The sequence below is a fragment of the Actinobacillus capsulatus DSM 19761 genome (assembly GCF_000374285.1).
GTDB classification, from domain to species: Bacteria; Pseudomonadota; Gammaproteobacteria; order Enterobacterales; family Pasteurellaceae; genus Actinobacillus; species Actinobacillus capsulatus.
Window position 1 is genome coordinate 48,274 of record NZ_KB893934.1, and the last position, 23,671, is coordinate 71,944.

The 23,671-nt window shown below is 39.9% G+C and carries 22 protein-coding genes and 1 pseudogene; 8 read left to right on the forward strand and 15 right to left on the reverse strand.

Annotation, left to right across the window (positions count from 1 at the left end; genetic code table 11):
• Positions 1-35: 35 nt before the first annotated feature.
• Positions 36-539, reverse strand: a pseudogene (locus C228_RS14770) (hypothetical protein).
• Between the two features lie 207 nt (positions 540-746).
• Complete coding sequence (locus C228_RS0104485) at positions 747-2,045, reverse strand: L-cysteine desulfidase family protein (RefSeq protein WP_018651494.1); 1,299 nt, start codon at positions 2,043-2,045, stop codon at positions 747-749.
• 221 nt (positions 2,046-2,266) lie between these two features.
• Between C228_RS0104485 and C228_RS0104490 the strand changes: the two genes are divergently transcribed.
• The 4 genes from C228_RS0104490 to yedF all read left to right on the forward strand — a co-directional run bounded on the left by C228_RS0104490 (position 2,267) and on the right by yedF (position 5,480).
• The gene (locus C228_RS0104490) at positions 2,267-2,923 is read left to right on the forward strand and encodes a helix-hairpin-helix domain-containing protein (protein WP_018651495.1); all 657 of its coding nucleotides are present in this window, start codon (positions 2,267-2,269) and stop codon (positions 2,921-2,923) included.
• A 145-nt stretch (positions 2,924-3,068) separates the two neighbouring features.
• Positions 3,069-3,698, forward strand: coding sequence for a BamJ family beta-barrel-assembly machinery protein (gene bamJ, locus C228_RS0104495; protein WP_018651496.1), 630 nt, complete (start codon positions 3,069-3,071; stop codon positions 3,696-3,698).
• Positions 3,699-3,956: 258 nt separating this feature from the next.
• On the forward strand, positions 3,957-5,177 hold the full coding sequence (gene yedE / locus C228_RS0104500) for a selenium metabolism membrane protein YedE/FdhT (RefSeq protein ID WP_018651497.1): 1,221 nt from the start codon (positions 3,957-3,959) through the stop codon (positions 5,175-5,177).
• A gap of 33 nt (positions 5,178-5,210) precedes the next feature.
• Positions 5,211-5,480: a sulfurtransferase-like selenium metabolism protein YedF gene (gene yedF / locus C228_RS0104505; RefSeq protein ID WP_018651498.1), complete on the forward strand. Its 270-nt coding sequence runs from the start codon at positions 5,211-5,213 to the stop codon at positions 5,478-5,480.
• Positions 5,481-5,555: 75 nt separating this feature from the next.
• Here the strand turns inward: yedF and C228_RS0104510 are convergent, their stop codons facing one another.
• The 4 genes from C228_RS0104510 to ulaG form a co-directional block, all read right to left on the reverse strand.
• Complete coding sequence (locus tag C228_RS0104510; RefSeq protein ID WP_005609131.1) at positions 5,556-6,269, reverse strand: L-ribulose-5-phosphate 4-epimerase; 714 nt, start codon at positions 6,267-6,269, stop codon at positions 5,556-5,558.
• The gene (locus tag C228_RS0104515; protein ID WP_018651499.1) at positions 6,263-7,123 is read right to left on the reverse strand and encodes an L-ribulose-5-phosphate 3-epimerase; all 861 of its coding nucleotides are present in this window, start codon (positions 7,121-7,123) and stop codon (positions 6,263-6,265) included. Before C228_RS0104515 ends, C228_RS0104510 begins: the two co-directional genes overlap by 7 nt.
• Positions 7,124-7,206: 83 nt before the next feature.
• Positions 7,207-7,953, reverse strand: coding sequence for an HTH-type transcriptional regulator UlaR (gene ulaR, locus C228_RS0104520; protein ID WP_018651500.1), 747 nt, complete (start codon positions 7,951-7,953; stop codon positions 7,207-7,209).
• A 94-nt stretch (positions 7,954-8,047) separates the two neighbouring features.
• Positions 8,048-9,139, reverse strand: coding sequence for an L-ascorbate 6-phosphate lactonase (gene ulaG, locus C228_RS0104525; RefSeq protein WP_018651501.1), 1,092 nt, complete (start codon positions 9,137-9,139; stop codon positions 8,048-8,050).
• Positions 9,140-9,619: 480 nt separating this feature from the next.
• Here ulaG and C228_RS0104530 point away from each other — a divergent pair, with 480 nt between their 5' ends.
• The 3 genes from C228_RS0104530 to C228_RS0104540 all read left to right on the forward strand — a co-directional run bounded on the left by C228_RS0104530 (position 9,620) and on the right by C228_RS0104540 (position 12,829).
• Positions 9,620-11,431, forward strand: coding sequence for a PTS ascorbate-specific subunit IIBC (locus C228_RS0104530; protein ID WP_026313189.1), 1,812 nt, complete (start codon positions 9,620-9,622; stop codon positions 11,429-11,431).
• Between the two features lie 139 nt (positions 11,432-11,570).
• Positions 11,571-12,038 carry a PTS sugar transporter subunit IIA gene (locus C228_RS0104535; protein ID WP_018651503.1) on the forward strand — a complete coding sequence of 156 codons (468 nt, stop codon included), beginning with the start codon at positions 11,571-11,573 and terminating at the stop codon, positions 12,036-12,038.
• Positions 12,039-12,148: 110 nt separating this feature from the next.
• A complete protein-coding gene (locus C228_RS0104540) occupies positions 12,149-12,829 on the forward strand; it encodes a 3-keto-L-gulonate-6-phosphate decarboxylase UlaD (RefSeq protein WP_018651504.1) in 681 nt (226 codons plus the stop codon).
• Positions 12,830-12,953: 124 nt separating this feature from the next.
• Here C228_RS0104540 and C228_RS0104545 read toward each other — a convergent pair whose 3' ends face one another.
• Both C228_RS0104545 and C228_RS0104550 read right to left on the reverse strand, forming a co-directional pair.
• Positions 12,954-13,988 carry a methionine synthase gene (locus C228_RS0104545; RefSeq protein WP_018651505.1) on the reverse strand — a complete coding sequence of 345 codons (1,035 nt, stop codon included), beginning with the start codon at positions 13,986-13,988 and terminating at the stop codon, positions 12,954-12,956.
• A gap of 18 nt (positions 13,989-14,006) precedes the next feature.
• Positions 14,007-14,984 (reverse strand): putative oxygenase MesX, encoded by a 978-nt coding sequence (locus C228_RS0104550; RefSeq protein ID WP_018651506.1) that lies wholly within the window; start codon positions 14,982-14,984, stop codon positions 14,007-14,009.
• 227 nt (positions 14,985-15,211) lie between these two features.
• Here C228_RS0104550 and C228_RS0104555 point away from each other — a divergent pair, with 227 nt between their 5' ends.
• The gene (locus C228_RS0104555; RefSeq protein ID WP_018651507.1) at positions 15,212-16,174 is read left to right on the forward strand and encodes a hypothetical protein; all 963 of its coding nucleotides are present in this window, start codon (positions 15,212-15,214) and stop codon (positions 16,172-16,174) included.
• 89 nt (positions 16,175-16,263) lie between these two features.
• Here the strand turns inward: C228_RS0104555 and C228_RS0104560 are convergent, their stop codons facing one another.
• The 7 genes from C228_RS0104560 to C228_RS0104590 all read right to left on the reverse strand — a co-directional run bounded on the left by C228_RS0104560 (position 16,264) and on the right by C228_RS0104590 (position 23,485).
• On the reverse strand, positions 16,264-17,484 hold the full coding sequence (locus tag C228_RS0104560) for a capsule biosynthesis protein (protein WP_018651508.1): 1,221 nt from the start codon (positions 17,482-17,484) through the stop codon (positions 16,264-16,266).
• A gap of 27 nt (positions 17,485-17,511) precedes the next feature.
• A complete protein-coding gene (locus tag C228_RS0104565) occupies positions 17,512-19,569 on the reverse strand; it encodes a capsular polysaccharide biosynthesis protein (RefSeq protein ID WP_026313190.1) in 2,058 nt (685 codons plus the stop codon).
• Between the two features lie 144 nt (positions 19,570-19,713).
• Positions 19,714-20,547 (reverse strand): cysteine ABC transporter substrate-binding protein, encoded by an 834-nt coding sequence (locus C228_RS0104570; RefSeq protein ID WP_018651510.1) that lies wholly within the window; start codon positions 20,545-20,547, stop codon positions 19,714-19,716.
• An 86-nt stretch (positions 20,548-20,633) separates the two neighbouring features.
• Positions 20,634-21,365 (reverse strand): amino acid ABC transporter ATP-binding protein, encoded by a 732-nt coding sequence (locus C228_RS0104575; RefSeq protein ID WP_018651511.1) that lies wholly within the window; start codon positions 21,363-21,365, stop codon positions 20,634-20,636.
• The gene (locus C228_RS0104580; protein ID WP_018651512.1) at positions 21,366-22,034 is read right to left on the reverse strand and encodes an amino acid ABC transporter permease; all 669 of its coding nucleotides are present in this window, start codon (positions 22,032-22,034) and stop codon (positions 21,366-21,368) included.
• Positions 22,024-22,683: an amino acid ABC transporter permease gene (locus C228_RS0104585; protein WP_018651513.1), complete on the reverse strand. Its 660-nt coding sequence runs from the start codon at positions 22,681-22,683 to the stop codon at positions 22,024-22,026. The genes C228_RS0104580 and C228_RS0104585 overlap by 11 nt, the downstream gene beginning before the upstream one ends.
• Positions 22,684-22,843: 160 nt before the next feature.
• Positions 22,844-23,485, reverse strand: a complete 642-nt coding sequence (locus tag C228_RS0104590) for a YagU family protein (RefSeq protein ID WP_018651514.1) — start codon at positions 23,483-23,485, stop codon at positions 22,844-22,846.
• Positions 23,486-23,671: the final 186 nt, after the last annotated feature.

The following is a 23,671-nucleotide window of genomic DNA, read 5'->3' on the forward strand; positions in this document are numbered from 1 at the left end:
AATATTTTTGCAGAATCTAACCGTTTTTTTACGGCTTAAAACGGGTAATTAATACAAGCCATTTGAACATGATCTAATTGGTGGTTAGGCACTAATTCATAGAGATAAAAATCATCGTTATCAATTCTAAGTTCTTTCGACAAGATAAAGGTCTTGTTATATTTGGCTAGTACATATTGTGATCTACTTTGAGTATATCAAAACGGGTTTTAAAATGTGGACGTAAGTAGCCGACCAGGAAGGCAAATAGCACGAAGTAAGCATAGATGAAAATCATCACATAATTTTCGTGACTTTGTACAAGTTGATTGCCGTATGAATATTTATGTTACCGATATGACGATTTATTATTAAAGTAATATATAACACATAGCCTAAACTGCGAGCTACGTTACCTGCGCCGACATCTGCATATCACCATGAAAATCCGTAGAAATAAGCTTGTGCCCATCCGTATGAATAAGCAGCTGACCACTAAGCGCTCCTAAAAAAGCCATTGAAAATGAAGATGAGACAATTTTATTGATAATTCTAAGCACCCGTTTCGAGTACCCTGCATCGATCAAAAAAGAGTCTATAGATTATATTTAAAAATTTACAATTGCTCAATTATGAATCACTTTTTCCATAAGTATCAAAAGTTAATATGAAATTGTATATAATTTGTAATTTTGATTATGGAGTTCGACGTTAAGAGTATAGCGCTAATGTAATAAGATTAGCGCTATGATTTTATGAGAAGATGTTTAGAGCGTTTTAGGTTTACTCACCATTATTTCGATTACTTGACGATCAGTATATTGCATACTACGAGAAGCGATCGCACAAAGGTTGTTGATCGAACGGTCAATTTGATGTTCAACAATCCCTTCGTTGCCGGTCACTTGGGTATCATCCAACGCCATTAAAATTGATTTATAACTGGAACTCACACTCGTTGATACCTTCATCGCACAGCTATTTGCCGCACCGTCACAAATAATGCCACTGATATCGCCAATCATACTGCTGATTGCCATACTGATCGTTTCAAATTTACCAGTCAACAACCACGCTACACCGGCACAACTGCCCATTGCTGCCGTGGTTACTGCACATAACGCAGAGAGTTTCGGTAATTTGCTATGAATATAAATCGCCATTAAATGTGAAAGAAATAACGCACGAATCAGCTGTTCTTCGCTTGCTGCTAAATGACGAGCAACCACTACAACCGGCATTGTTGCAGTAATACCTTGATTACCCGAACCAGAATTACTCATCGCTGGTAAATTTGCGCCGCCCATGCGTGCATCGCTGGCAGCAGTGGTTTCAATCACGATGCGATTTAACAAGTCATCACTAATTAATCCTTTGCCGATTTGTTTTTGCAAGGTACGTCCGATATGTAAACCGTAATCTTGACTCAATCCTTCCTGTGAAAGCGCGCTATTTAAAATCGCTGCTTGCTGAATAAAGCGAATCTTTTCTAGCGCTATATTTAAGGAAAAATCATAAATATCTTTTGCGGTCAGGTTTGCAAAGACATTCTCTGCATTTTCGTTTTCCACAGCACAAGGTTTGGAAAACAGTAATTTGCCGTTTTTCTCAATATAAATCACATTGGTATGGTGAGCGGCGATGCGTACTTTTACTTGCTGATCCGCATTAAACAAAGTTGCTTCGGAATAGAGGATATGATCGGTATCGGAAATGCTGACTTCAATTTTATGCTCGCTAATCATCTGTTTAGCGAGTGCAACTTGCTCAGTGGTAATTTGTTTTAATACTTCTAAACCACCGTTCGGATCGCCACCAATTGCGCCAATGGCTGCCGCCATTGTTAAACCAACAGTACCCGTACCGGGTACGGTCACGCCCATTCCGTTTTTCATCAAGTTAGGCGAAACTTTAGCTTTGATATGTTCCGGTAATGCTCCTAAATATTGGCGAGCAACGGCTGCTGCTAAGGCTAAAGAAACGGGTTCGGTACAACCTAATGCAGGCACAACTTCTTGCTGCACGGTAGCTAAAATTGCTTGCGATAATTCGTTATTTATATTCATTATTTTTATCCTGTCACTCTCATTTTATTGCTTATCTTAATGATAGGTGAAAAGGTCATTATTAGAACAAAATTTTACATAAAATGCTGTACAATATTCATTCAGCCGGCGAATAAACTTGAACTAATATTTTTGCATTCAGTCTTAGTGTTCAGTTTAGGTTGAGCCGGCTTCTCGACTTTCCCCATTTGTATATTCGTAACATTTATAGGAAGCAAATTATGAAATCATTAAAAACTCTTTTCGTTTTAGGCGTGACAATGGCTGTTTCTGCAACTTCATTCGCAGAGACGACAAATCCGTTAACCTCTGTAGAAGATAGCGCTAAAAGTACTGTAACCAATCAAATGAGGCAAGCTAAAAACTCAGAGACCTCGGCGTTAACTAATGCAAAAAATTTGGTAGCAAATAAAGCGCCGACCGCAAAAGAAACTTTAGCAACAGCTAAAACGCAAGTGGCTGCGACAAAAGAAAACTTAGAGAAAGTAAAAGCAGCTGCGACAGATAAAGTAACCAACGCAAAAGAAGCGTTAAAGACGTCTAAAGCGAATGCATTGGATGAGGTGAAAACAAATGCTAAAGAAAAAGTGAAAGCGCAAGCAGCAGAGAAAACAACGGCAGTGAAAGCAAGTACTGCTGAAAAAGTGGCGGCAATAAAATCGGCAGTCACAAAAGTGCCTGCATCGGCAAAAGTAAATGTGAATACAGCGGATGTGAAAGTATTACAAACATTAAGCGGCATTGGCGAAGCGAAAGCACAAGCAATTATTGATTACCGTAACAAGGTTGGCAAAATCAAAAATGCAGCGGAATTGTCAAACATTTCTGGTATTGGTGAAGCAACCATTCAAAAAGTTGCACCGTACTTAAGTTTTTAATTTAAACTCAATACGAATCAAGCGGTTGGATTTAGCAAAAAATTTGCCAAATTTGACCGCTTTCTTTGTTATCAGGCTTGTATTTTCAAAAATTACCTCATAACATTAAATGTCTTTATATTTTTAACAAAAAAGGAAACAATAAATGGCATTAGATTTCAACGCAGTTACTTTAGAAAGCACAGAAGCAAAAGGTGGCTACGGTATCGGTTTACAAATCGGTCAACAATTATTAGGTAGCGGTATGGAAGTGGATGCCGAAGCGGTTGCACGAGGTATCAACGATGTGTTAAATCAAAATCCACCGGTGATTGATCTTAACGAAGTGACGAAAGCGTTACAAGAATTAGGCGCTCGTGCAGAAGCAGCGCAAGCGGAAGCGTTTAAAGCCATTGAAGCGGACAACAAAGCATTCTTAGAAGAAAACAAGAAAGCAAGAGGCGTTGTGGTGACTGAGTCTGGTTTACAGTATGAAGTATTAACTGAAGGCTCAGGTGCAAAACCAACAGCAGATAGCACAGTCCGTGTACATTACACTGGTTCTTTAATTGACGGTACGGTATTCGACAGCTCTGTAAAACGTGGTACACCGGCGGAATTCTCAGTGGGGGGGGTAATCAAAGGTTGGACTGAAGCGTTACAATTAATGACAGTCGGTTCAAAATGGCGTTTAACTATTCCACAAGAGTTAGCATACGGTGAACGTGGCGCAGGCGCATCAATTCCTCCGTTTGCAACCTTAATTTTCGAAGTGGAGTTATTAGATATCTTGTAATTTGCAAAAAAGCGGCGGAATTTGACCGCTTGCTATATGAAAACCAAGCCCCGAGTAAAATAAGCTCGGGGCTTTTTTACGCCTAAATTGACAATGGAATTAAAAAGATTAGAATTTATACGTCTTTTGACATCATTTATTTATATCGCAAGTTTTGTGTATAGGAAATGAGCAAATCCAATCGTCGCTTTAGGCGCAATTCTATTTATTCATCGTTATACCTGCTTGCCTTTCTTCATATTTTGCTTAGGAAATTTTATGTTAGAAATTTGGCAACAATTCAAACAAGATTATCTGATTAGATTTTGGAACCCGACTGCGGCGGTCATTGCTGCGGGCATTCTCTCTGCTTATTATTTCGGGTTAACCGGCACATATTGGGCAGTGACGGGAGAGTTCACTCGTTGGGGCGGAGAAATTCTAGAGTCTATGGGGGTAAATGTCTCAGACTGGGGCTATTACAAAATAATTGGTTTAGACGGTACGATCTTCAGCCGCATTGACGGGTTGATGATTCTGGGGATGTTTGCCGGCTGTATTACCGCTGCGTTATGGGCAAACAATATCAAGATTCGGATGCCGCAAAATCGGATTCGTATTGCGCAAGCGTTAATCGGCGGCGCATTAGCCGGCTTTGGGGCACGTTTAGCCATGGGTTGTAATTTAGCTTCGTTATTTACCGGTATTCCTCAGTTTTCATTACATGCCTGGTTTTTCACATTAACCACTGCTATCGGCTCTTATGCAGGGGTAAAATTTACCTTACTGCCGATATTTCGTCCGCCGTTGAAACTCAAAAAAGGCGCGGGCAAAGTAGAGCAGGCTGATCCCCAGCAAGCTAAACGCCGTTTTAGATTCGGTATGTTGATCTTTGCCATTTGGTTGATTACTTCTTTCTATGTGATGCAAAGTTCAATCAAATTAGGTTTTGCAATGTTATTCGGTTTAGGCTTCGGTTTGTTAATTGAGCGGGCGCAAATTTGTTTTACTTCCGCCTTTCGTGACTTGTGGGCAACCGGCCGTGCTTATATAGGTAAGGCGATTATCTATGGCATGTTGATTAGTACGATTTGTGTATTTAGTTATATTCAGCTTGGTGCGAGTCCGAAAATTATGTGGGCGGGGCCAAACGCAGTGATCGGTGGCTTGTTATTTGGATTCGGTATTGTCGTTGCTGGCGGTTGTGAAACCGGCTGGATGTATCGAGCGATGGAAGGACAAGTTCATTTTATGTGGGTGGGCGTCGGTAATGTCGCCGGCTCAACCCTACTGGCATATTGGTGGGATAGTCTCGCACCGGTATTGGCGTTAGATTATGAAAAAATCAATTTATTGAAATCATTTGGACCTATCTCGGGGTTATTACTCAATTACGGCTTAATGATTGCTTGTTTAGTGTTTGTGGTTTGGTGGGAAAAACGCTTTATTCGCAAAGCAAAAGCTCGCTTGGCAGCAACTCAGCGTGATACAACGGCATAACGCTTGTCGTGATTAAGAAATAAGGAAAACATTATGGCTTTTACAGTAATTCAACAACAAGATAAACACCCTTCGGAAATTATACCGGATTACACTTTGGATATGCTCGGTGAACCTTGTCCCTATCCGGCGATTGCAACTTTAGAAACGATGCCAACGTTAAAATCAGGCGAAGTGTTGGAGGTGTTAAGTGATTGTGCTCAGTCGATTAATAATATTCCCGTAGATGTTAAAAATCACGGTTATACCTTATTAAGCGTGGAGCAAGATGGATCGACTTTACGCTATTTAATTCAGAAATAGCTGATAAAAAAGCGGTCAAATTTGCAAAAAATTCTGCAAATTTGACCGCTTAAACACACACAATGTCAAAAAAGCTTATTGACCGTAATACGCATTCGCACCGTGTTTGCGTAGGTAATGTTTATCAAGTAATTCTTGTTGCATTGAACCGATGTTCGGACGAATTTGGTGGCTAACGAAGTTCATATACGCCACTTCTTCTAACACGACGGAATTATGTACCGCATCATGCGCATCCTTACCCCAAGTGAAAGGCCCGTGTGAGTGGACTAATACGCCCGGTACCATATCCGGATTAATACCACGTTTACGGAAGGTTTCCACCACCACTTTACCGGTTTCTAATTCGTACTCGCCAGCAATTTCTTCCGGTGTCATACGACGTGTACAAGGTACGGAACCATAGAAATAGTCGCCTTGTGTTGTACCTAAAGCAAGAATATCTTCACCGGCTTGAGCCCATGCGGTTGCATGGCGTGAATGAGTATGCACTACACCGCCGATATTCGGGAATTGGCGATAAAACTCTAAATGGGTTGCGGTATCAGACGAAGGTTTTTTATCGCCGAATACTTTGTTACCTTGCAAATCGACAAACACGATATCTTCCGGCTTCATTGTTTCATATTCCACACCGGAAGGTTTAATTGCAACGTAACCGGTTTCACGGTCGATTTCACTCACATTGCCCCAAGTGAAAGTGACTAATTTGTATTTTGGTAATTCAAGATTTGCTTTAAATACGCGATCACGCATTGCCAGTAATTTTGGAGATAATTCTGTTAACATTGGAAACCACCCTCTTTCATTTTTTGTTCAATCCAACGGCGAGCATTAATAATTTCTGCAATTGGCTCTTCCGCTTTTTCCGTCCACATTTCAATCAAGAACGCACCGCGATAATTTAATTTGGCGAGAATTTCAAAGAAGCCTTTAAAGTCAACACAGCCGTCACCGAACGGCACGTCACGGAATTGCCCTTTACACGTTTCGGTCACTTTATACGTGTCTTTTAAATGAATCGCCGAGATTTTATCGATGCCTAAGGCAAATTCCACTTCAATATCATCATTCCAAGCCGAAACATTACCGATATCCGGATAGACGGTAAACCATGGCGATTTGATAATTTTGTCCCATTTTTTCCAACGTTTAATCGAACTCATAAACTTGGTATCCATAATCTCGACTGCGAGAGTAACTTGGTTACTTGCCGCCAGCTCGGTTGCCCATTCTAAGCCTTGTTGGAAACGTTCAATCGTGCCTTCATCTTGTTCTTCGTAATACACGTCGTAACCGGCTAATTGAATGGTACGAATACCTAAATCCACCGCAAGTTGGATTGCTTTTTCCATGATTTCATAGGCTTTTTGACGTGTAGCTTCGTCACGAGATCCGAACGGAAAACGGCGGTGACCGGATAAACACATTGACGGAATTGTTACACCGGTATTGATGATCGCTTTGACTAATTCTATACGTTGTTCTTTTGTCCAATCTAAGCGAGCTAGGCGTTCATCCGTTTCATCAACAGACATTTCCACAAAATCAAAACCGCATGCTTTAGCAATAGAAAGCCTGTCTTGCCAAGAAATATGTTTTGGCAATGCTTTTTCATAGATACCGAGTTTATGTTTTCTCATATTCATCCCCTGGTTTGAATGATGCTTTTGGTAAAAAATCAGGTAAATTTAACCGCTTGTTTTGATGGTTTTTCTAAATGTTACTATGCAAGGATTACTTCTAGTCCTTTATCGCGAATCGCTTGAATGATTTTCGGGTCAGCTTCTTTACCGGTGATCAGTAAATCGACCTGACTAATCTCTCTAAACAGCATACCGATTTCCGTGCCGAGTTTAGTGCTATCCAGCAAGACTACGTATTTATTCGCCTTTGATGACATTTGCGCTTCGGAATTAGCGATAATCATATCGGTTTTAAATAAACCTTCATGGGTAAAGCCTTTGCCGCTGGTAAACATAATATTTGCCGCATAAGTAAATTCATTTTGTTGATTGAGCGATAGGGTGATTTTTTTATTTTTATTGTATTGTCCGCCCATGATCACGATGTCTTCGTGTTGGTGCTCGATCAGATAATTCGCAAGCGGTAGAAAATTGGTAATAATTTGCAATTTTTGTCCGCATAACGCTTGCCCGAGCAATTGCATGGTCGAGCCACATGTAAGAAGAACGCTGTCACCTTCTCGGCATAACTTGCTTGCTGCTTCGGCAATGCGACGTTTTTCTTCAAAATTATTAATTGGTTTATCTTTTTCTAACGAATGCTGTGTGTCGATTGCTTCCGCACCGTTACGCACCTTGCGTAATTTTTTCTGTTCGCTTAATTTATTAATATCTCGTCTGGCGGTTGCCGGCGAAATATTTAAAAGATTCATAATTTCCAAGGTAGAAAGCATTTGTCTTGCTTCTAACATGGCTAATAATTTCTTATGTCTAAAACTTTCATTCATGACTATTTTCCTTTTCATTCTTATCACGTTTTAAATCATGAACAATTACTAAAGAAGCCACTCCTAATTCGAATTAAGAGTGGCTTTACTTCAATTAAAGCATAGATTTAAATTGAATATTTGGTTCTTGCTCAAAGCAATCATCAAAGCCACGTGGGTGGTGGTACTCAATTAAGTCTTTATCGCGCGGATAAACATATTTGCCACCAACTTCCCAAATAAATGGATGGAATTTGTATTGTAAGCGATCTTTACGCATACGCCATAAATCAATGATTTCTTGCGTACTTGCCATAAAGTTTGTCCAAATGTCGTGGTGTACCGGAATAATGACTTTCGCACGTAAACATTCCGCCATACGGAGTAAGTCGATAGAGGTCATTTTATCTGCGATACCCACCGGGTTTTCACCATAGTTATTTAACGCTACGTCAATATCGAATTCTTTACCGTGTTTCGCAAATTGGATTGAGTAGTGTGAGTCTGCACCGTGATAGATATTACCGCCCGGTGTTTTGAAAACGTAGTTTACCGCTTTGCGACCCATTTCTTCGTCAGACGGGCATAAACCTTTTAATTCGCCGCCACGTTCTTCCGCACCTTCCACCGGTAAGGTCACTAAACAAGTACGGTCGAAAGAATCTAATGCGTGAATTTCTACGTCTTTAATTTTTACGACATCACCCGGTTTTACTACGATGATACGATCTTCTGGCACGCCCCATTTTTTCCATAATTCACCGCAGTGCCATGGACCAACAAATTTCACATGATTTAACTTAGGATTGTTTACGATAGCTGCTGCAACGTTTACATCAATATGGTCGCTGTGATAGTGAGACGCAAGAATAAAATCCACTTCGTTAATTGCAAACGGGTCTAATACCATAGGTTGCGCACGTAGATTCGGCTGTAATTTACGCACACCCGCCATATTCGCCATTTGGTGACCACGCACCATATCTTTTACTTTTTTAGTAGACTTACCACGACTACACCATAAGTCCATACAAATGTTTGCACCTGCAGGTGTTTTAATCCACACGCCTACGCAACCTAGCCACCACATTGCGAAGTTACCTTCCGGTACCACTTCTTCTTCAATTTCTTCGTTTAGCCAAGTCCCCCATTCAGGGAAGGTAGAAAGAATCCAACTTTCACGTGTGATTTCATTAACGTTCGCCATAGTAAACTCCTAGTTTGTGTAAAAGGAAGAGATGAAAAAATTAATCACTTACAATCATAAGTAATCATATTTTTTTGTAAAACGCTTTTTGTCAAAAATGTGATCTACCTCTAATTTTTTTGTGTTTTTTGCATGGATGCAAATTATTTTTATTTTGTTTATAGGATAGGGCTATTTTTAACAAACAATTGATTCCTAATAAAATCAATAGGTTATATTGTTTTATGGTTGTTGGGAAAGGAAATAAATTATACATGTTTTTAACAAGTGAGCACAAAAGTCAGAAAAATGAAAAATAAAGTGTGATCTTGTTCACAAATAATCAAAAATAATCTTTTTTGAGGTGCAATAACTGTTTATCATTTGTTCTGTAGGTATAGATATGCCTATATATTTTAATCTTTAACTTAACCAATCTAAAAATAACGAGATCTTCCAAATCTCATCATTCTTACTCAACATATAAAAGAGAGGCTCACTATGGATACAGTAATGAGTATCTTTATGGCAATCAATGACCAGATACTTTCGAAAGCGCCATTGTTACTCGGTCTTGTCGCTTGTATCGGTTACATTTTCCTAAAAAAAGATTCAACCACCATTCTTAAAGGTACCATTAAAACGATCGTTGGTTTTATGTTGGTACAAGTCGGTTCAGGTACGCTTGTGCAAAACTTTAAACCGGTTATCGAAGGTTTATCTAAATACCATAACCTTAAAGGTGCGGTGATTGACCCATATACAAGTTGGCAAGCTACAATGAGCACCATGGGTGACGCTTATGCGTATGTGGGTTATGCAGTAATTTTAGCCTTATTTCTTAATATCCTACTTGTATTATTCAGACACTTTACCGGTATTCGTACTATTATGCTTACCGGTCATATTATGTTCCAACAAGCAGGCTTAGTTGCGGTAGTGTTCTGGGTACTCGGCTCAAAACCGTGGGAAGTGGTTGTATATACCGCAATCATTATGGCGCTCTATTGGGGTATCTTCTCTAATATGATGTACCAAGCAACCCAACAAATTACCGGTGGTGCGGGTTTCTCTATCGGTCACCAACAACAATTCGCATCTTGGTTAGCGGCAAAAGTCGCACCGAAATTAGGTAAAAAAGAAGAAACGGTTGATAAACTCAACTTACCTAAATGGTTACATATTTTCCATGACAGTATCTCTGCAACAGCGATCGTGATGACGGTGTTCTTCGGCATTATCCTGATGTCATTCGGTTTAGATAACCTACAACAAATGGCAGGTAAAACGCACTGGACAATTTATATCTTTGAAACCGGCTTAAAATTTGCGGTAGCAATCCAAGTTATCGTGCTTGGTGTGCGTATGTTCGTGGCGGAATTATCTGAATCATTTAAAGGGATTTCTGAACGTTTAATTCCAAATGCAGTATTAGCAATTGACTGTGCGGCAACTTATGCATTCTCGCCAAATGCGGTGGTATTCGGTTTCATGTGGGGTGCTATCGGTCAGTTTGTTGCGGTGGGGGGATTAATCGCTTATCAACAATTCGGTGGCGGTGACGCTTCAGCTGCGGTATTAATTATTCCGGGCTTTATCCCTATGTTCTTCTCTAACGCAACAATCGGTGTATTCGCAAACCATTTCGGTGGTTGGAAAGCAGTGATGAAAATCTGTTTCGTGATGGGTATTATTGAAGTACTTGGTTCTGCGTGGGTAGTAAGCTTAATTACCAGCACAGAAGGCGGTGCAGGCTTTAATGGCTGGATGGGTATGGCGGACTGGGCGTTATTATTTCCACCGATTATCCAAGGTATGTTCTTTAGCCCGACCGGCGCAACTTTCGTATGTGTCGTGTTAGCATTTGTATATATGGCATTTGCGGGCAAACAATTACGTGCTGACGAAGTAAGAGCGAAAGCAGAAGGTAAAACCGTTGACCAATTATACGGTTTCGGTGAATCGGTGGAACAAGAAGCTGAACCGGCTCAAACGAGAGAAAGCAATGCGGAAGGTGATACAAAAGCGGTGCGTATCTTAGCGGTATGTGGTTCTGGTCAAGGTTCATCAATGATGATGAAAATGAAAATTAAACAATACCTTGATAAACGCAGTATTCCAAATGTGATGGATTCATGTGCGGTAACCGACCATAAAGGTAAAGTCGGTTCGGTAGATATCATCGTATGTTCTAAACACTTACAAAATGAGATTGTGGCGAATGATCATATCTCGGTATTAGGCGTACAAAATATGTTAAATCCAAATACCTTTGGTGAAGAGCTATTGGCTCTTATCAAAAAATATCAATAACCCTCAAGACCACCTTCCAAAAAGGGAGGTGGTCACCAAGTTGGCACGTAGGGAGATGAAAAATGTTCCTCAAGACCACCTTCCAAAAAGGGTGGTGGTCACCTTGATTTAAACCTATCCACTTAAAGGAAGTAAAGCTATGTTAAAAGAATCGCTTATCGAAAATAACTCAATCCTTTTAAATCAAAGCGCGGCAGATTGGAAAGCAGCGATAAAATTAGGCACGGATGTTTTAGAAAAATCAGGTGCGATTGAACCTCGTTATTACACCAGTATTATTGAAAATATTGAAAAAATGGGGCCATATATCATTCTTGCACCGGGTCTTGCGATGCCGCATTCTCGTCCGGAAGAAGGTGTTATTAAAACCTCGTTTGCCTTAGTGACCTTAAAAGAGCCGGTTTATTTTGATGGCGAAGATGAGCCTATTTCGGTATTTGTCACCTTAGCTGGCAGTGATTCGGATAAACATATGGAAGGTCTAATGGAAATTACTCAAGTATTGGACGATCCGGACAGTGATACCGGCGTAGATTTAGCCAAAATCTTACGTTGCCAAACTAAAGAAGATGTTTATGCTGTGATTGATCAGGCGTTAGCTGGCTAGAAATTTCCTCTCTCTGCTTGTTTTGCTGAACACTTCAACAAGCGGTCTCTCTCCCGCCAGCAGGAGAGTGGAATAAAGTACCATTTAAAAATTTGTAAAAGGAACAAAATATGTCAAAACCATTACTTCAAATTGCATTAGATTCATTAAGTTTAGAAAAAGCGGTTGCAGATGCAAAACAAGCGGAAAGTGTAGTAGAAATTATTGAGTGCGGTACGATTCTTGCCTGTGCAGAAGGGATGAAAGCGGTTTCAACTTTACGTGCGTTACACCCGAACCATATTATCGTATGTGACTTAAAAACCACGGACGGTGGAGCGATTTTAGCGAAAATGGCATTTGAAGCGGGCGCAGACTGGTTAACGGTTTCAGCAGCAGCACATCCGGCAACTAAAGCGGCATGTAAGAAAGTAGCGGATGATTTCAATGCGGCACATCCGGAATTAAAAGTGAAGAAAGAAATCCAAATCGAAATTTACGGCAACTGGACAGTAGAAAAAGATGCGAAAGAATGGGTTGAATTAGGCGTAAAACAAGCGATTTACCACCGTTCTCGCGATGCGGAATTAGCAGGTAAGGGTTGGACGGCGGAAGACGTTGAGCTGATGAAACAACTTTCTGCACTCGGCTTAGAATTATCGATTACCGGTGGTATCGTACCGGAAGAAATTCATTTATTTAAAGAAATTAAAAATGCGAAGGCCTTTATTGCCGGTCGCGCTTTAGTCGGTGAAAAAGGTAAACAAACCGCCGAAGCGATTCGTGCTGAAATTGATAAATATTGGGCATAATATTTAGTGTTGCGTTAAGGCATACAAGCGGTCGATTTATGGAAATTTTTTGCTATGAATAACGCTTGTTCAAAGATTAAAATCCTCGTGAATATATTCAAGCACGAGGATTTTTATTTATGCCTTATTTTGTAGCCAGAATTTCTTGACGAACAATCTCAGCCCCCGCGCTTAAGGCTTGCAATTTGCCACGGGCAACTTGGCGAGATAACGGTGTCATACCACAGTTGGTGCTAGGGTAAAGCTTATCGGCATCAACGAACTGTAAAGCTTTTCTTAAAGTATCCGCCACTTGTTCTGGCGTTTCAATCTCGTTAGTAGCAACATCAATTGCGCCTACCATCACTTTTTTACCACGTACCAACTCGATTAAATCCATCGGTACACGAGAGTTTTGGCACTCTAAAGAAATAATATCGATGTTTGATTTTTGTAGTTTAGGGAAGCTTTCTTCATATTGACGCCATTCCGAACCTAATGTTTTTTTCCAATCGGTATTGGCTTTAATACCGTAACCATAGCAAATGTGTACCGCTGTTTCGCATTTTAAGCCTTCGATGGCATGCTCTAATGCCGCAACACCCCAATCGTTTACTTCATCAAAAAATACATTAAATGCCGGTTCATCAAACTGAATAATATCTACACCGGCTGCTTCTAATTCTTTTGCTTCTTGATTAAGAATCGTGGCAAATTCCCATGCTAATTTCTCACGGCTCTTGTAATGTCCATCATATAGAGTATCAATCATCGTCATTGGACCCGGTAATGCCCATTTAATAGGGCGATCGGTATGAGCGCGTAAAAATTTAGCATCTTCAACAAAAACTGGTTTGGGACGGTGTACTGCACCGACTACGCTTGGTACGCTGGCATCATAGCGGTTACGGATTCGTACAATTTCACGTTTGGTAAAATCCACCCCCTCTAAATGTTCAATAAAAGTCGTCACAAAATGTTGGCGAGTTTGCTCACCATCACTCACAATATCAATGCCCGCTTGAATTTGTTCCTGTAATGAGACAAGTAACGCATCACGTTTTGCTTGCAGTAAATCATCGCCGGTTAATTTCCATTCTGACCATAATTTTTCTGGTTCGGCGATCCAAGAAGGCTTCGGCAAGCTGCCAGCGGTTGAGGTTGGTAATAATGTTTCCATAAAATTCTCTTTAACTTATTAAATTACTTCTGTTTTTGCCCAATTCGCTAGTAATTCACGATACGGTTTGATAAAGCGTTCATTGGTAAATTCGCCTTGTTTAATTGCTAATTGCGTACGTTCTTCACGGTCATATTCAATGGTGGTCAATGAATAATCTTGGTAGGTTAAACTTGGTTGATATACTTGTCCTGCAACCGAGTTAGCATTGTAAATTTCTGGACGATAGATTTTTTGGAAGGTTTCCATTGTGCTGATCAAGCCGATTAACTCTAAATTAGAGTAATCGTTCAACAAATCGCCGGTAAAATAAAATGCATACGGGGCAACCGATTTGGGTGGCATAAAGTAACGAACTTTCATCCCCATTTTTGCAAAGTAATCATCTGTTAATGAATAAGTATTTTGAGTATATTCCGTACCTAAAATAGGGTGGTGGTTAGTGGTTTGCGTATAAGTACGGGTACTCGCCACGCTTAAGCAGAATACAGGAGCTTTAGCCGAAATTTGTTGATAAGCTTCTGAATCGACTAATAATTTGAACAATTTACCGTGCAACTCACCATAATTAGCTGGCACACTAAATTTTTCTTGGTTTTTATTATGGTTGATCAACCAGACACTAAAATCATAATCGCGTACATAAGATGAGAAACTATTGCCAACAGTGCCATCAATGCGTTGATTTGTGTGCTTATCCACAATGTAGGTTTTTAGCATTTCAATCGCAGGGAAATGCTCCTCTTGCCCTTCTATCACAATATCCGCAGACACAATTTCAACCTCAACCGCATAACGATCATTTTTCGGATTATCCCAATGAGCGAAGTCATTAAAACGGTTATTAATCATACGTAAGGTATTGTGTAAATTTTTCTTACGATTTTCTCCTCGAGCAAGGTTAGCAAAATTTGTTGTTAAACGTGTGCTTTGAGCGGGTGCATAGTCTTCATCAAATCTCAGTGTTTTAATAGTGTAGTGAAATGGATTGCTCATTATTACCTCTGTATTAAGCTTCATTGCTAATTGATAGAGGTAATCTATCTCATATTTGTTATGAATCAAAATGAAACATTTTATTAACAAGCATGAAATATATTCATAAACTATAAGCTTAATGAGTTAAGTGGATAATCGGCTATAATTAAAACAAAATGTATTTTTTGAATTACTTACGCATTTGGATTATGATACGGGCAAATTCCTTGAGAAAGATAGCTCACATGAAATATTTTAAACTTACCTATATCGCATTACTTACAACATTTGCAGTTTCCGCCGTTGCGAATGAAACCAATGATGCAAAGAACACTTGGGCGGATCAACAACGTAGTTCGATTCGTACTAAATTACATGATTGGTCAAACGGCATTAATGATTGGTTGGGTGAAACGGATCCAAGTAAACCGGCATCGGCAAGTTTACGTGTGATGTTAGACAATCAATGGAATAAGCATGATCGTTTTTCTTATAAACCTCGTGTACGAGGCAAAATCAGATTACCGGTATTGAAAAAACACGTCAGCGTGGTATTCGGTGATGAAGATTTGGAAAACCAAGCGCGCGATAAAAATCATGTCGGACAAAATTACCGTAATTTACCGCGTGATCGTAATTATGACAGCCGCCAAGCACGTAACGATAATGCCTCTATCGGTTTACGTTGGTCAAATGAGATTAAGCGTTTAGGCATTGAAAGTGATTTGGACGGCGGTTTACGTTCGGGCGGTGATATTTTCGGGCGTTTGCGTTTAAGCAAAACTTGGAATATTACCGATAATTTTGGTACTCGTTTAGAACAAATTTATCGTTATGGTACCAACAGTAAACATTACCTGCGTACCAATTTAGAAAATCGTTATATTGATAGTGAAAGTACCTTCATTATGAATCATACTTTCCTACAATATACGCATGATGTGGATGAAGAAACCGGTTGGGGCAATAGTTTGTATCGTCAGCATAACTTTGCACCGCTTAAACATTTAAGTTACGGCATTTTTATGGGGGGACGTTTTGATAAAGAACACTCCAAATTCAATACTTACGGACCGTTTATTAACTATCGTCAATCCATTTTCCGTAATTGGATATTTATTCAACCGGAAATCAGTTTTTATAACGATAAAGACAAAGACCGTAACCATTTTATTAATACCTTTGTGCGTTTAGAAGTGGTTTTTTAACTTTTCGTATGATCAAAAAAGACTGCGTAAAACAAATTACGCAGTCTTTTTTATTTGTAAAAAAATCTCGAAAAATAACCGCTTGTTCGTTACTTCTGGTTATATGGATAACGCAAAATCACTTTGTTATAGAAGCTACCGTTAATATGCGTTTTGTGTAAATGGAATTTTCGGTAAGCATTAAATAACCCTTCATCAGGCTTTTCCGGATTTGTCCAAAAGTCATCTAAGCTGCCTTGATAAGTGAGTCCTGCAAAATCATAATTGGCTCGACCTAATGTTTTTACCGGCATATTGTGTAATAATGCCGAAATACCGCTGGTACTATTTAGCGTAACCATTCCTTTACCGTGGCGTAAGAAAACCGGCATCGGTACATCGTGAATATAGTAAATGCGTTTTTTCAGATTGGGATATTGTTCCATATATTCATCAATCACTTTTCCGTAATCAATAAAGCCACGATCCATCGGGTGATGTTTTACGATTAAACGTAAGTACCTCGGTGCTTTTGTGGCGAAAGATAATAACACTTCACGTAAGAACGCTTCTATATTAGAGTAATCGCTATGAATCAGAATCTGGCTATCATCATAAACCTGTAATGGTAGAATGAAAAAATCACCGAATTCACCTTGCTCAACACGCTTAGAAAAACTGCGATCGTGCATATAATAGTGCAGCCGTTTAATCCCTGAAACCATCCATAATTTTACGTAATACCATACATTCAATAGGCGATGATGACGGTACTCCGGATATTGGTGGCGGCGATAATAAGCGGATACATAATACAGGACTGCTAATTTTGCCATTGGCCAAAAACCTTTCGCTACACTTTGTGCTTTGCTTGGATCTGGCAATTGTTCAAACTGTTTGAAATAGTCCGTATGCTTTGGAATGGGTGAATAAGCGTTTACCCCGGTCTTTTCAAATGTGACGTAATCGGGGCGGAAATAGCCTTCTTCAAAAGCCCAAAATGTAATATTTAAATGCTTACAAACTGTTTTCGCCAGTTTGTGATATTTACGGTTATCGCCAAAACACACCATACTATCAATATTATGCGTTTGGCAAAAATCCATTAAATATTGATGAAAATTTTCTAACGTATCACGATAAGCAAAGGTATTGACAATGCTATTCGGATAAAAAAATTCATCTCCAGCGTTTAAGTTAATTTTAAATACAGTACGATTTTGAGCTTGTAACCATTCCGATAATTGGGTGAAGAAAGAGCCTATCGGGCCTTGCAGTAGCAAAATCTGATTTGATTGCTCAATCAAATCATCTAAATAATGGCTGATCATCGTTAAATACTCTTTGAGAATTTTATTTTAATATTTTAATGCTCGGTAAAGCTGTTTTAACTTACCGAATTGTTTTGCAAGCCAAGGACGTTTAATTCCACTGTTGGCTAATTTTTGTTTTTGTTGCTGAAGAATTTCGATTGCTTGGTTGGCATCAATCATGACACGTTTTTCAGGATCGACATATTGCGGGTAATAAACTAATACCGCGGCAATTAATTCTTCAAGGCGTAATTGTCGAGTACGTCTTGCCAAAGGGATGTGGTCTTGTGTTAATCCCCAGTTAGAGTAAAACGGTAAGCCGTAACAATGTACTGTTTTCCCGCGTAATAGCGCTTCAAATCCGGCTAATGACGTCATTGTATGGACTTCATCTACTTGATTAATACAATCTAAGATATTGGCGTTTTCTACAATTTCATCAGCAAATTTGCCCGCTTGCTCGTAAGAAACAAACCCTTGTCGATTGCCGCTGACCACGTCCGGGTGCGGTTTATAAATAATATAGGCATCCGGATTCAGCGTTCTAACTTTTTGCAGTAAATCGGCATTGTGCTGCAGTTGTGGCGAACCGAAACGAATAGAAGCATCATCTTCAACCTGTCCCGGCACTAAAATTGTTTTTTTATCAGTAACCGATAAGCGGAAACCGGTATTTCCTACATTATATTTAGCGATATTGGCTTGAATTAGGCGTTGTTGTAATTGTTTGGCTAGCGCTAAATCTTGCTCGCTAAATTCCTGATGTTGCAAAATCTCCTCTAAGCGAGAAGGAGTTTGCGCATTAAAATAAATACCTAGGTCATCAATCACTAGTGATAAAGGTGCGACTAGATTTGAACCTAAACCGACCGAACGAATAAAACCGTCTTCCATGCGTAATAACGGTAGATTATGTTTGGCGGCAAAAGCGAGAATTTCTGGTTTGCCTTGGCTCCAAATCAGCAGTTTGGCATCGGTAGCAAGTGGTCGATTTTCGAGTTTTTTTAGCGATCGTACGAAATGTAATTTACATAATGGTAAATCAAAAAACGGTTTAATGACCGCTTGTTTCCATAACGACATGCCTACGCAATACAGGTTTCCGCTTAGACGTTGATTTAATGCTTTAGTTTTGCTGAGGTAGTCTATTACGTCAAAAATTGTACCGATCTTGCCGTTATTTGGGTTGATATAACGACTATATTGCAAATAAGCCGCAGCAAATAACTGAATAAACGAGCGGTTTTTGCGGCGTTGCTCCAATTTTAAAATATCAATGTCCGGATGTCTGTCGTCCGTAATTCCCCAGCCGGCAAACCACGGAATACCGAAGGTAATGACTTTTTTACCGAGTAACAACGCCTCGAACCCCATTTGAGAAGTTACACAATAAACTTTTGCCACCTGTTTAAGCAGCGAAAGCGGATTAACGTCTTCGGCAAATAAACGGATACGATTACCATAACAGTGTAAATCGGTTAGATAGCCTTTCTTCTTGCCACTGATCACATCCGGATGTGTTTTAACCCAAATTCGTGCCTTAGGATTTTCTCGAATTGCGGCATCTAGCATCTGTTTAAAGTGGATTTCATTTGCCCAGCCGTATTTAACCGCCATATCACCGAAAGTTTGATCGACGACTAAGACAACAGAGGATGATTTATCTACTTGTTCGGTGAAATCGGCATTGTGATTATATTTGGAGAGCTGATTTCGTTGAATTAAACAAACTGCTCGCTCAGCAGCACACATTTGTTCCGGTGTAAGTTGCGAATGTAAAATAAGTGCTTCTAAACGAGACGGTCGAGTCGTGTCATAATAAATACCGACATCGTCATAGACCATCGAAAATGGTGGATAGCCCATTACACCTAAACCAAGCGAACGTAGAAATCCGTCCTCTAATGCGATATAAAGTAAGCTATGTTTTTGTGCATATTCTCGAGCTTTTTGGGTAGAAGGGCGCATTCCCCAACCTATGACATTGTCCACAATCGGTACTGTTCCTATACGAGGAAAAGCAACAATCTCACTATCATGTAAGAAAGTATTAAGGTGCGGAATTTTTAAAATTCCACGTGAGAAAATAAGGGATTTTGTCATAGTTAAATTTGTTTTAATCGGTTCGTAAATCTACTTTTACAAAATATAGAGTTTACTCTTTAGGGCTGACAAAGTAAATTTTAGCCGATTAAAAAGCCCGAAGAAACGGAAGCTTTCTTTGGGCTTTTTTGTAAAGAGCATAGATTATTGTGCAAGCAACTCAGGTTTATCACCGTAAACCGGCACTAAGGTTTTCTCATAAGCCGCTTTTAATTTGCCGTTTGATTTTAACTCGGCAATTTCTTTATTGATCACATCTAATAGTGCTTGATTACCTTTTTGTACCGCAGGGGCGATTTGTTCCGTAGGACCGACACTGCCGATTGCCACGTCAAAGGTCGGGTTTTCTTTCGCCCATGCCCACACCAATGCGTTATCGTGCGCTAATGCTACTCCACGCCCGTCTTTAAGCGCATCGAAGGTTTCGGTGTTTTGGTCGAACTTTAATAGGTTGATTTCAGGGTGATTCTTGGTGAAATAGGCATCAGCGGTCGTGCCTTTGTTTACTAGTAAAGTTTTGCCTTCTAACTGCTTAAGATCGGTAATTAATGCACTTTTCGGTGAAACGACACCTAATGCCACATTCATATAAGGTGCAGCGAAATCTACAACTTCGGCACGCTCCGGTGTTTTAGTAAAGTTAGCTAAAATCAGATCAACTTTATTCGATTTTAAATATTCGACACGGTTTGCCGCTTCAGTTAAGACAAACTCCACTTTATCCGGACTACCGAGTAAATCATTGGCTATTTCTTTGGCAATTTCGACATCAAAGCCTTGGTTTTTCCCTTCTGCATCAACATAACCGAACGGTGGTTTATCGCCGAATACACCGATACGAATTACGCCGTTTTGTTTAATTTGCGCAATACTATCTTGAGAGGAAGATTGTGCGCTATTCCCATTGTCACATGCCGTTAAGGCAAAAGCGGTAATTGCGGTTGCCAGTAATGTTTTTAATGTTGTGTTCAGTTTCATAAAATACTCCTATTTAAAATCGTTGCTCGGCTAAAAGCCGTATTTTGTAAAATTTTAGCGAAATTTGACCGCTTGCATATCGCGAATTAATAATCCATACCGCTTAAGAACTGTTTGGCTCGCTCGGTTTGAGGCTGGCTAAAGAATTGATGCGGCGGTGCTTGTTCGATAATCACACCTTTATCCATAAAGATAATTCGATCTGCGACTTTTTCGGCAAAACCCATTTCGTGGGTAACGATTAGCATCGACATTCCTTCTTCCGCCAGTTCCAGTACGACATCCAACACTTCTCGCACCATTTCCGGGTCGAGTGCTGCAGTAATTTCATCAAGTAAAATCACTTCCGGATTCATACACAAGGCACGCACTATCGCAATACGTTGCTTTTGTCCACCGGATAATTCTCGAGGGAAAGCGTTTTTGCGATCTAACAAACCGACACGAGCAAGTAATTTATCCGCTTGCGCCTCCACTTCTTGGTGTGAGCGTTTTTGCGCTTTGAGAGGCCCTAATAAAATATTCTCGATTACATTTAAATGGGCGAATAATTCATAGCTTTGGAACACCATACCGACTTTTTGACGAGAGGCTTCCCAGCTTAAATCTTTGCCGAATTCCCCGACATCTTGCATCACAATGCTGCCGCCTTGTTTTTCCTCTAAGCCGTTTATGCAACGTAGTAAGGTACTTTTGCCACAGCCGGACGGGCCTAAAATTACTACTACTTCGCCTTTGGCTAAGTCCAAATCTAAATTGGGAATTGCGACCGTTTCGCCATATTTTTTCTGTAAATTACGGATAGAAAGTAACGCCATTTAACTCTCCCATTTGCGTTCTAAGCGTGTTGCAAGCAATGACAGCGGGTAACAAATCAGAAAATATAAAATAAAGATTAATCCATAGACAAAAAAGGAGGCGTTTGGGTTCGTCAATAAGGAATTCTCAATGATTTGTTGTCCGACTTTAACCATTTCAATCACTCCGATTAAGGCAGCGAGCGAGCTGGTTTTTACCATACGGGTAAACAGATTAATCGCCCCCGGTAATACTCGACGTGTACCTTGCGGTAATTCGATATATTGGAAAATCTGCCAACGATTTAGGCCTAACGCACGGGCGGATTCGATTTGGTGTTTTTCAATTGAGGCTAATGCACCACGTACCAAATCACCCATTTCAGCAATGCCCCATAGGGTAAATATCCAAATACACACCCAAAAACCGCTGATATGCAGGTTAAACCAAGTTGATAGCCCAAAGTAGAGTGCAAACAGCCACACTAAAATCGGTACGATCCGAATGGTTTCTAAATAAAAACGACAAGCGGCACGTGCAAAAACATTATTCGCTCGCATAAGTAAGCCGAATAACGTACCGAATGCTAATGAGAAACCGACCGAAATAAACGAAATCTGGGCGGTCAGCCATAAACCTTGAGCGAGTCTAGCAGCATTTTGCCCCTCAAATAACCAATCAAACCCCATATTTTGCACTCCGTACTTTATTTTCAAAGTGGCGAGCTAGCAGTGAAATCGGTAATAAAATCACTAGGTAACTGGCAAATAACAAGAACAGCGCTTCATTGGTTTTGTAATCCATACCGATAATATCTTTGGTAACAAACATTAATTCCGCTACGGCGACTGCACTGATCACCGAGGTTTCTTTAATTAAAAACAGAACATTTGCACCAATAGCCGGAATGGATACCGCCCATGCTTGCGGAAAAATGACATAGTGAAACACTTGAAAACGGTTTAGACCAATCGCTTTTGCCGCTTCGGTTTGACCTTTCGGCACTGCAAGTAAACCGGCACGTAGTGCTTCCGCCATATAACTTGCGCCAAGAAAAACTAACGCAATAACACCACAGGTAAAACCGTCCCATTTAATGCCGATTTTCGGTAAACCGTAATAAAGAAAGAAGAGTTGAATGAGCAGAGGAGTATTACGAGATAATTCGATGTAACCACGAGCTAATCCGTAAAACGGTTTAACTTGATAAGTGGTAACAATTGCGATTAATAAGCCGAAGACTAACGACAGTAAAATCCCCCAAAATGAAAGCTGGAGGGTAATGATTGCTGCGTCAATAAAGCGTGGAATCGCATTAACAACGTAAGACCAATTCATAGTAAGTAGTAGGTGAGGTTAAGACAAAAATGCTTAAAAACTGAAAAAGATTTTCGATCGAATCCATCGGAAATGGAAAGTATAAGAAGCTATTCTTTATAACTTTTTGTTATGAAAAAGCCACCCGGTGGGTGGCTTTGTGGTTGAAACGAGGTTTCGATTAGCGGTGCGGTTGATCTAAAGGAATTTCCGCATCCGGCTCTTTGGTAATACGGTTACGTAAATCACGACGAATTACCTCAATTGTCCAGAACCAGAATATATGACCGACTAATTCAGAGATGTGTTCATATAAAGGCCATTCTGCAACCGGAGGTGTTAAACCTAACGCTGGGAATGTGATGTAGTGTACACAGATATTTGCAATGATACCCGCACCGATACCTTGCCAGAATTTAATTTTCGGGAACACTTCAGCCACTAAGCAATAACCTATTGCGAATACTAATGAGAAAATCATATGGGTTACACCAATTGAGTTAAACGGGTGATCCGCAAAAGTAAATGCCACTGTGTTATAAGGATCGATACCAATGTAATCACGTAAGAAAACTGCCGGAGGGTTTAATACCGCACGTGAACATTGTGCTAATGCACCTTCCATCGCTAATGAACCTGAACTTAACGCATCTAAAACAGGTTGTGGACATGCTGCTTGGAATAAATCAACCGGGCTACGTGGTGGGAACGGATGTTCTGCACCCCATTTTACGAATGCGGAAATAATGCCGGCGATGATACCGATAAATACTGCTAAACCGTAACGACGACGATTAGGATTTGTTTGTTCAAAAAGGCCCATATTAATAATCCTATAAACGAAAATTAAGGTGAAATTGAGTTTACACCATTTCTGAAACAGCATTTCAGAAATATGTTTATCATTTTCCGCCTAATTAATATAAATTGCAATCTAATTTATTGTGAAATAAACCGCTTAAACGGAATTTTTTTAAGATTTAAAAAAATTCCGTTTATGTGTAATTTT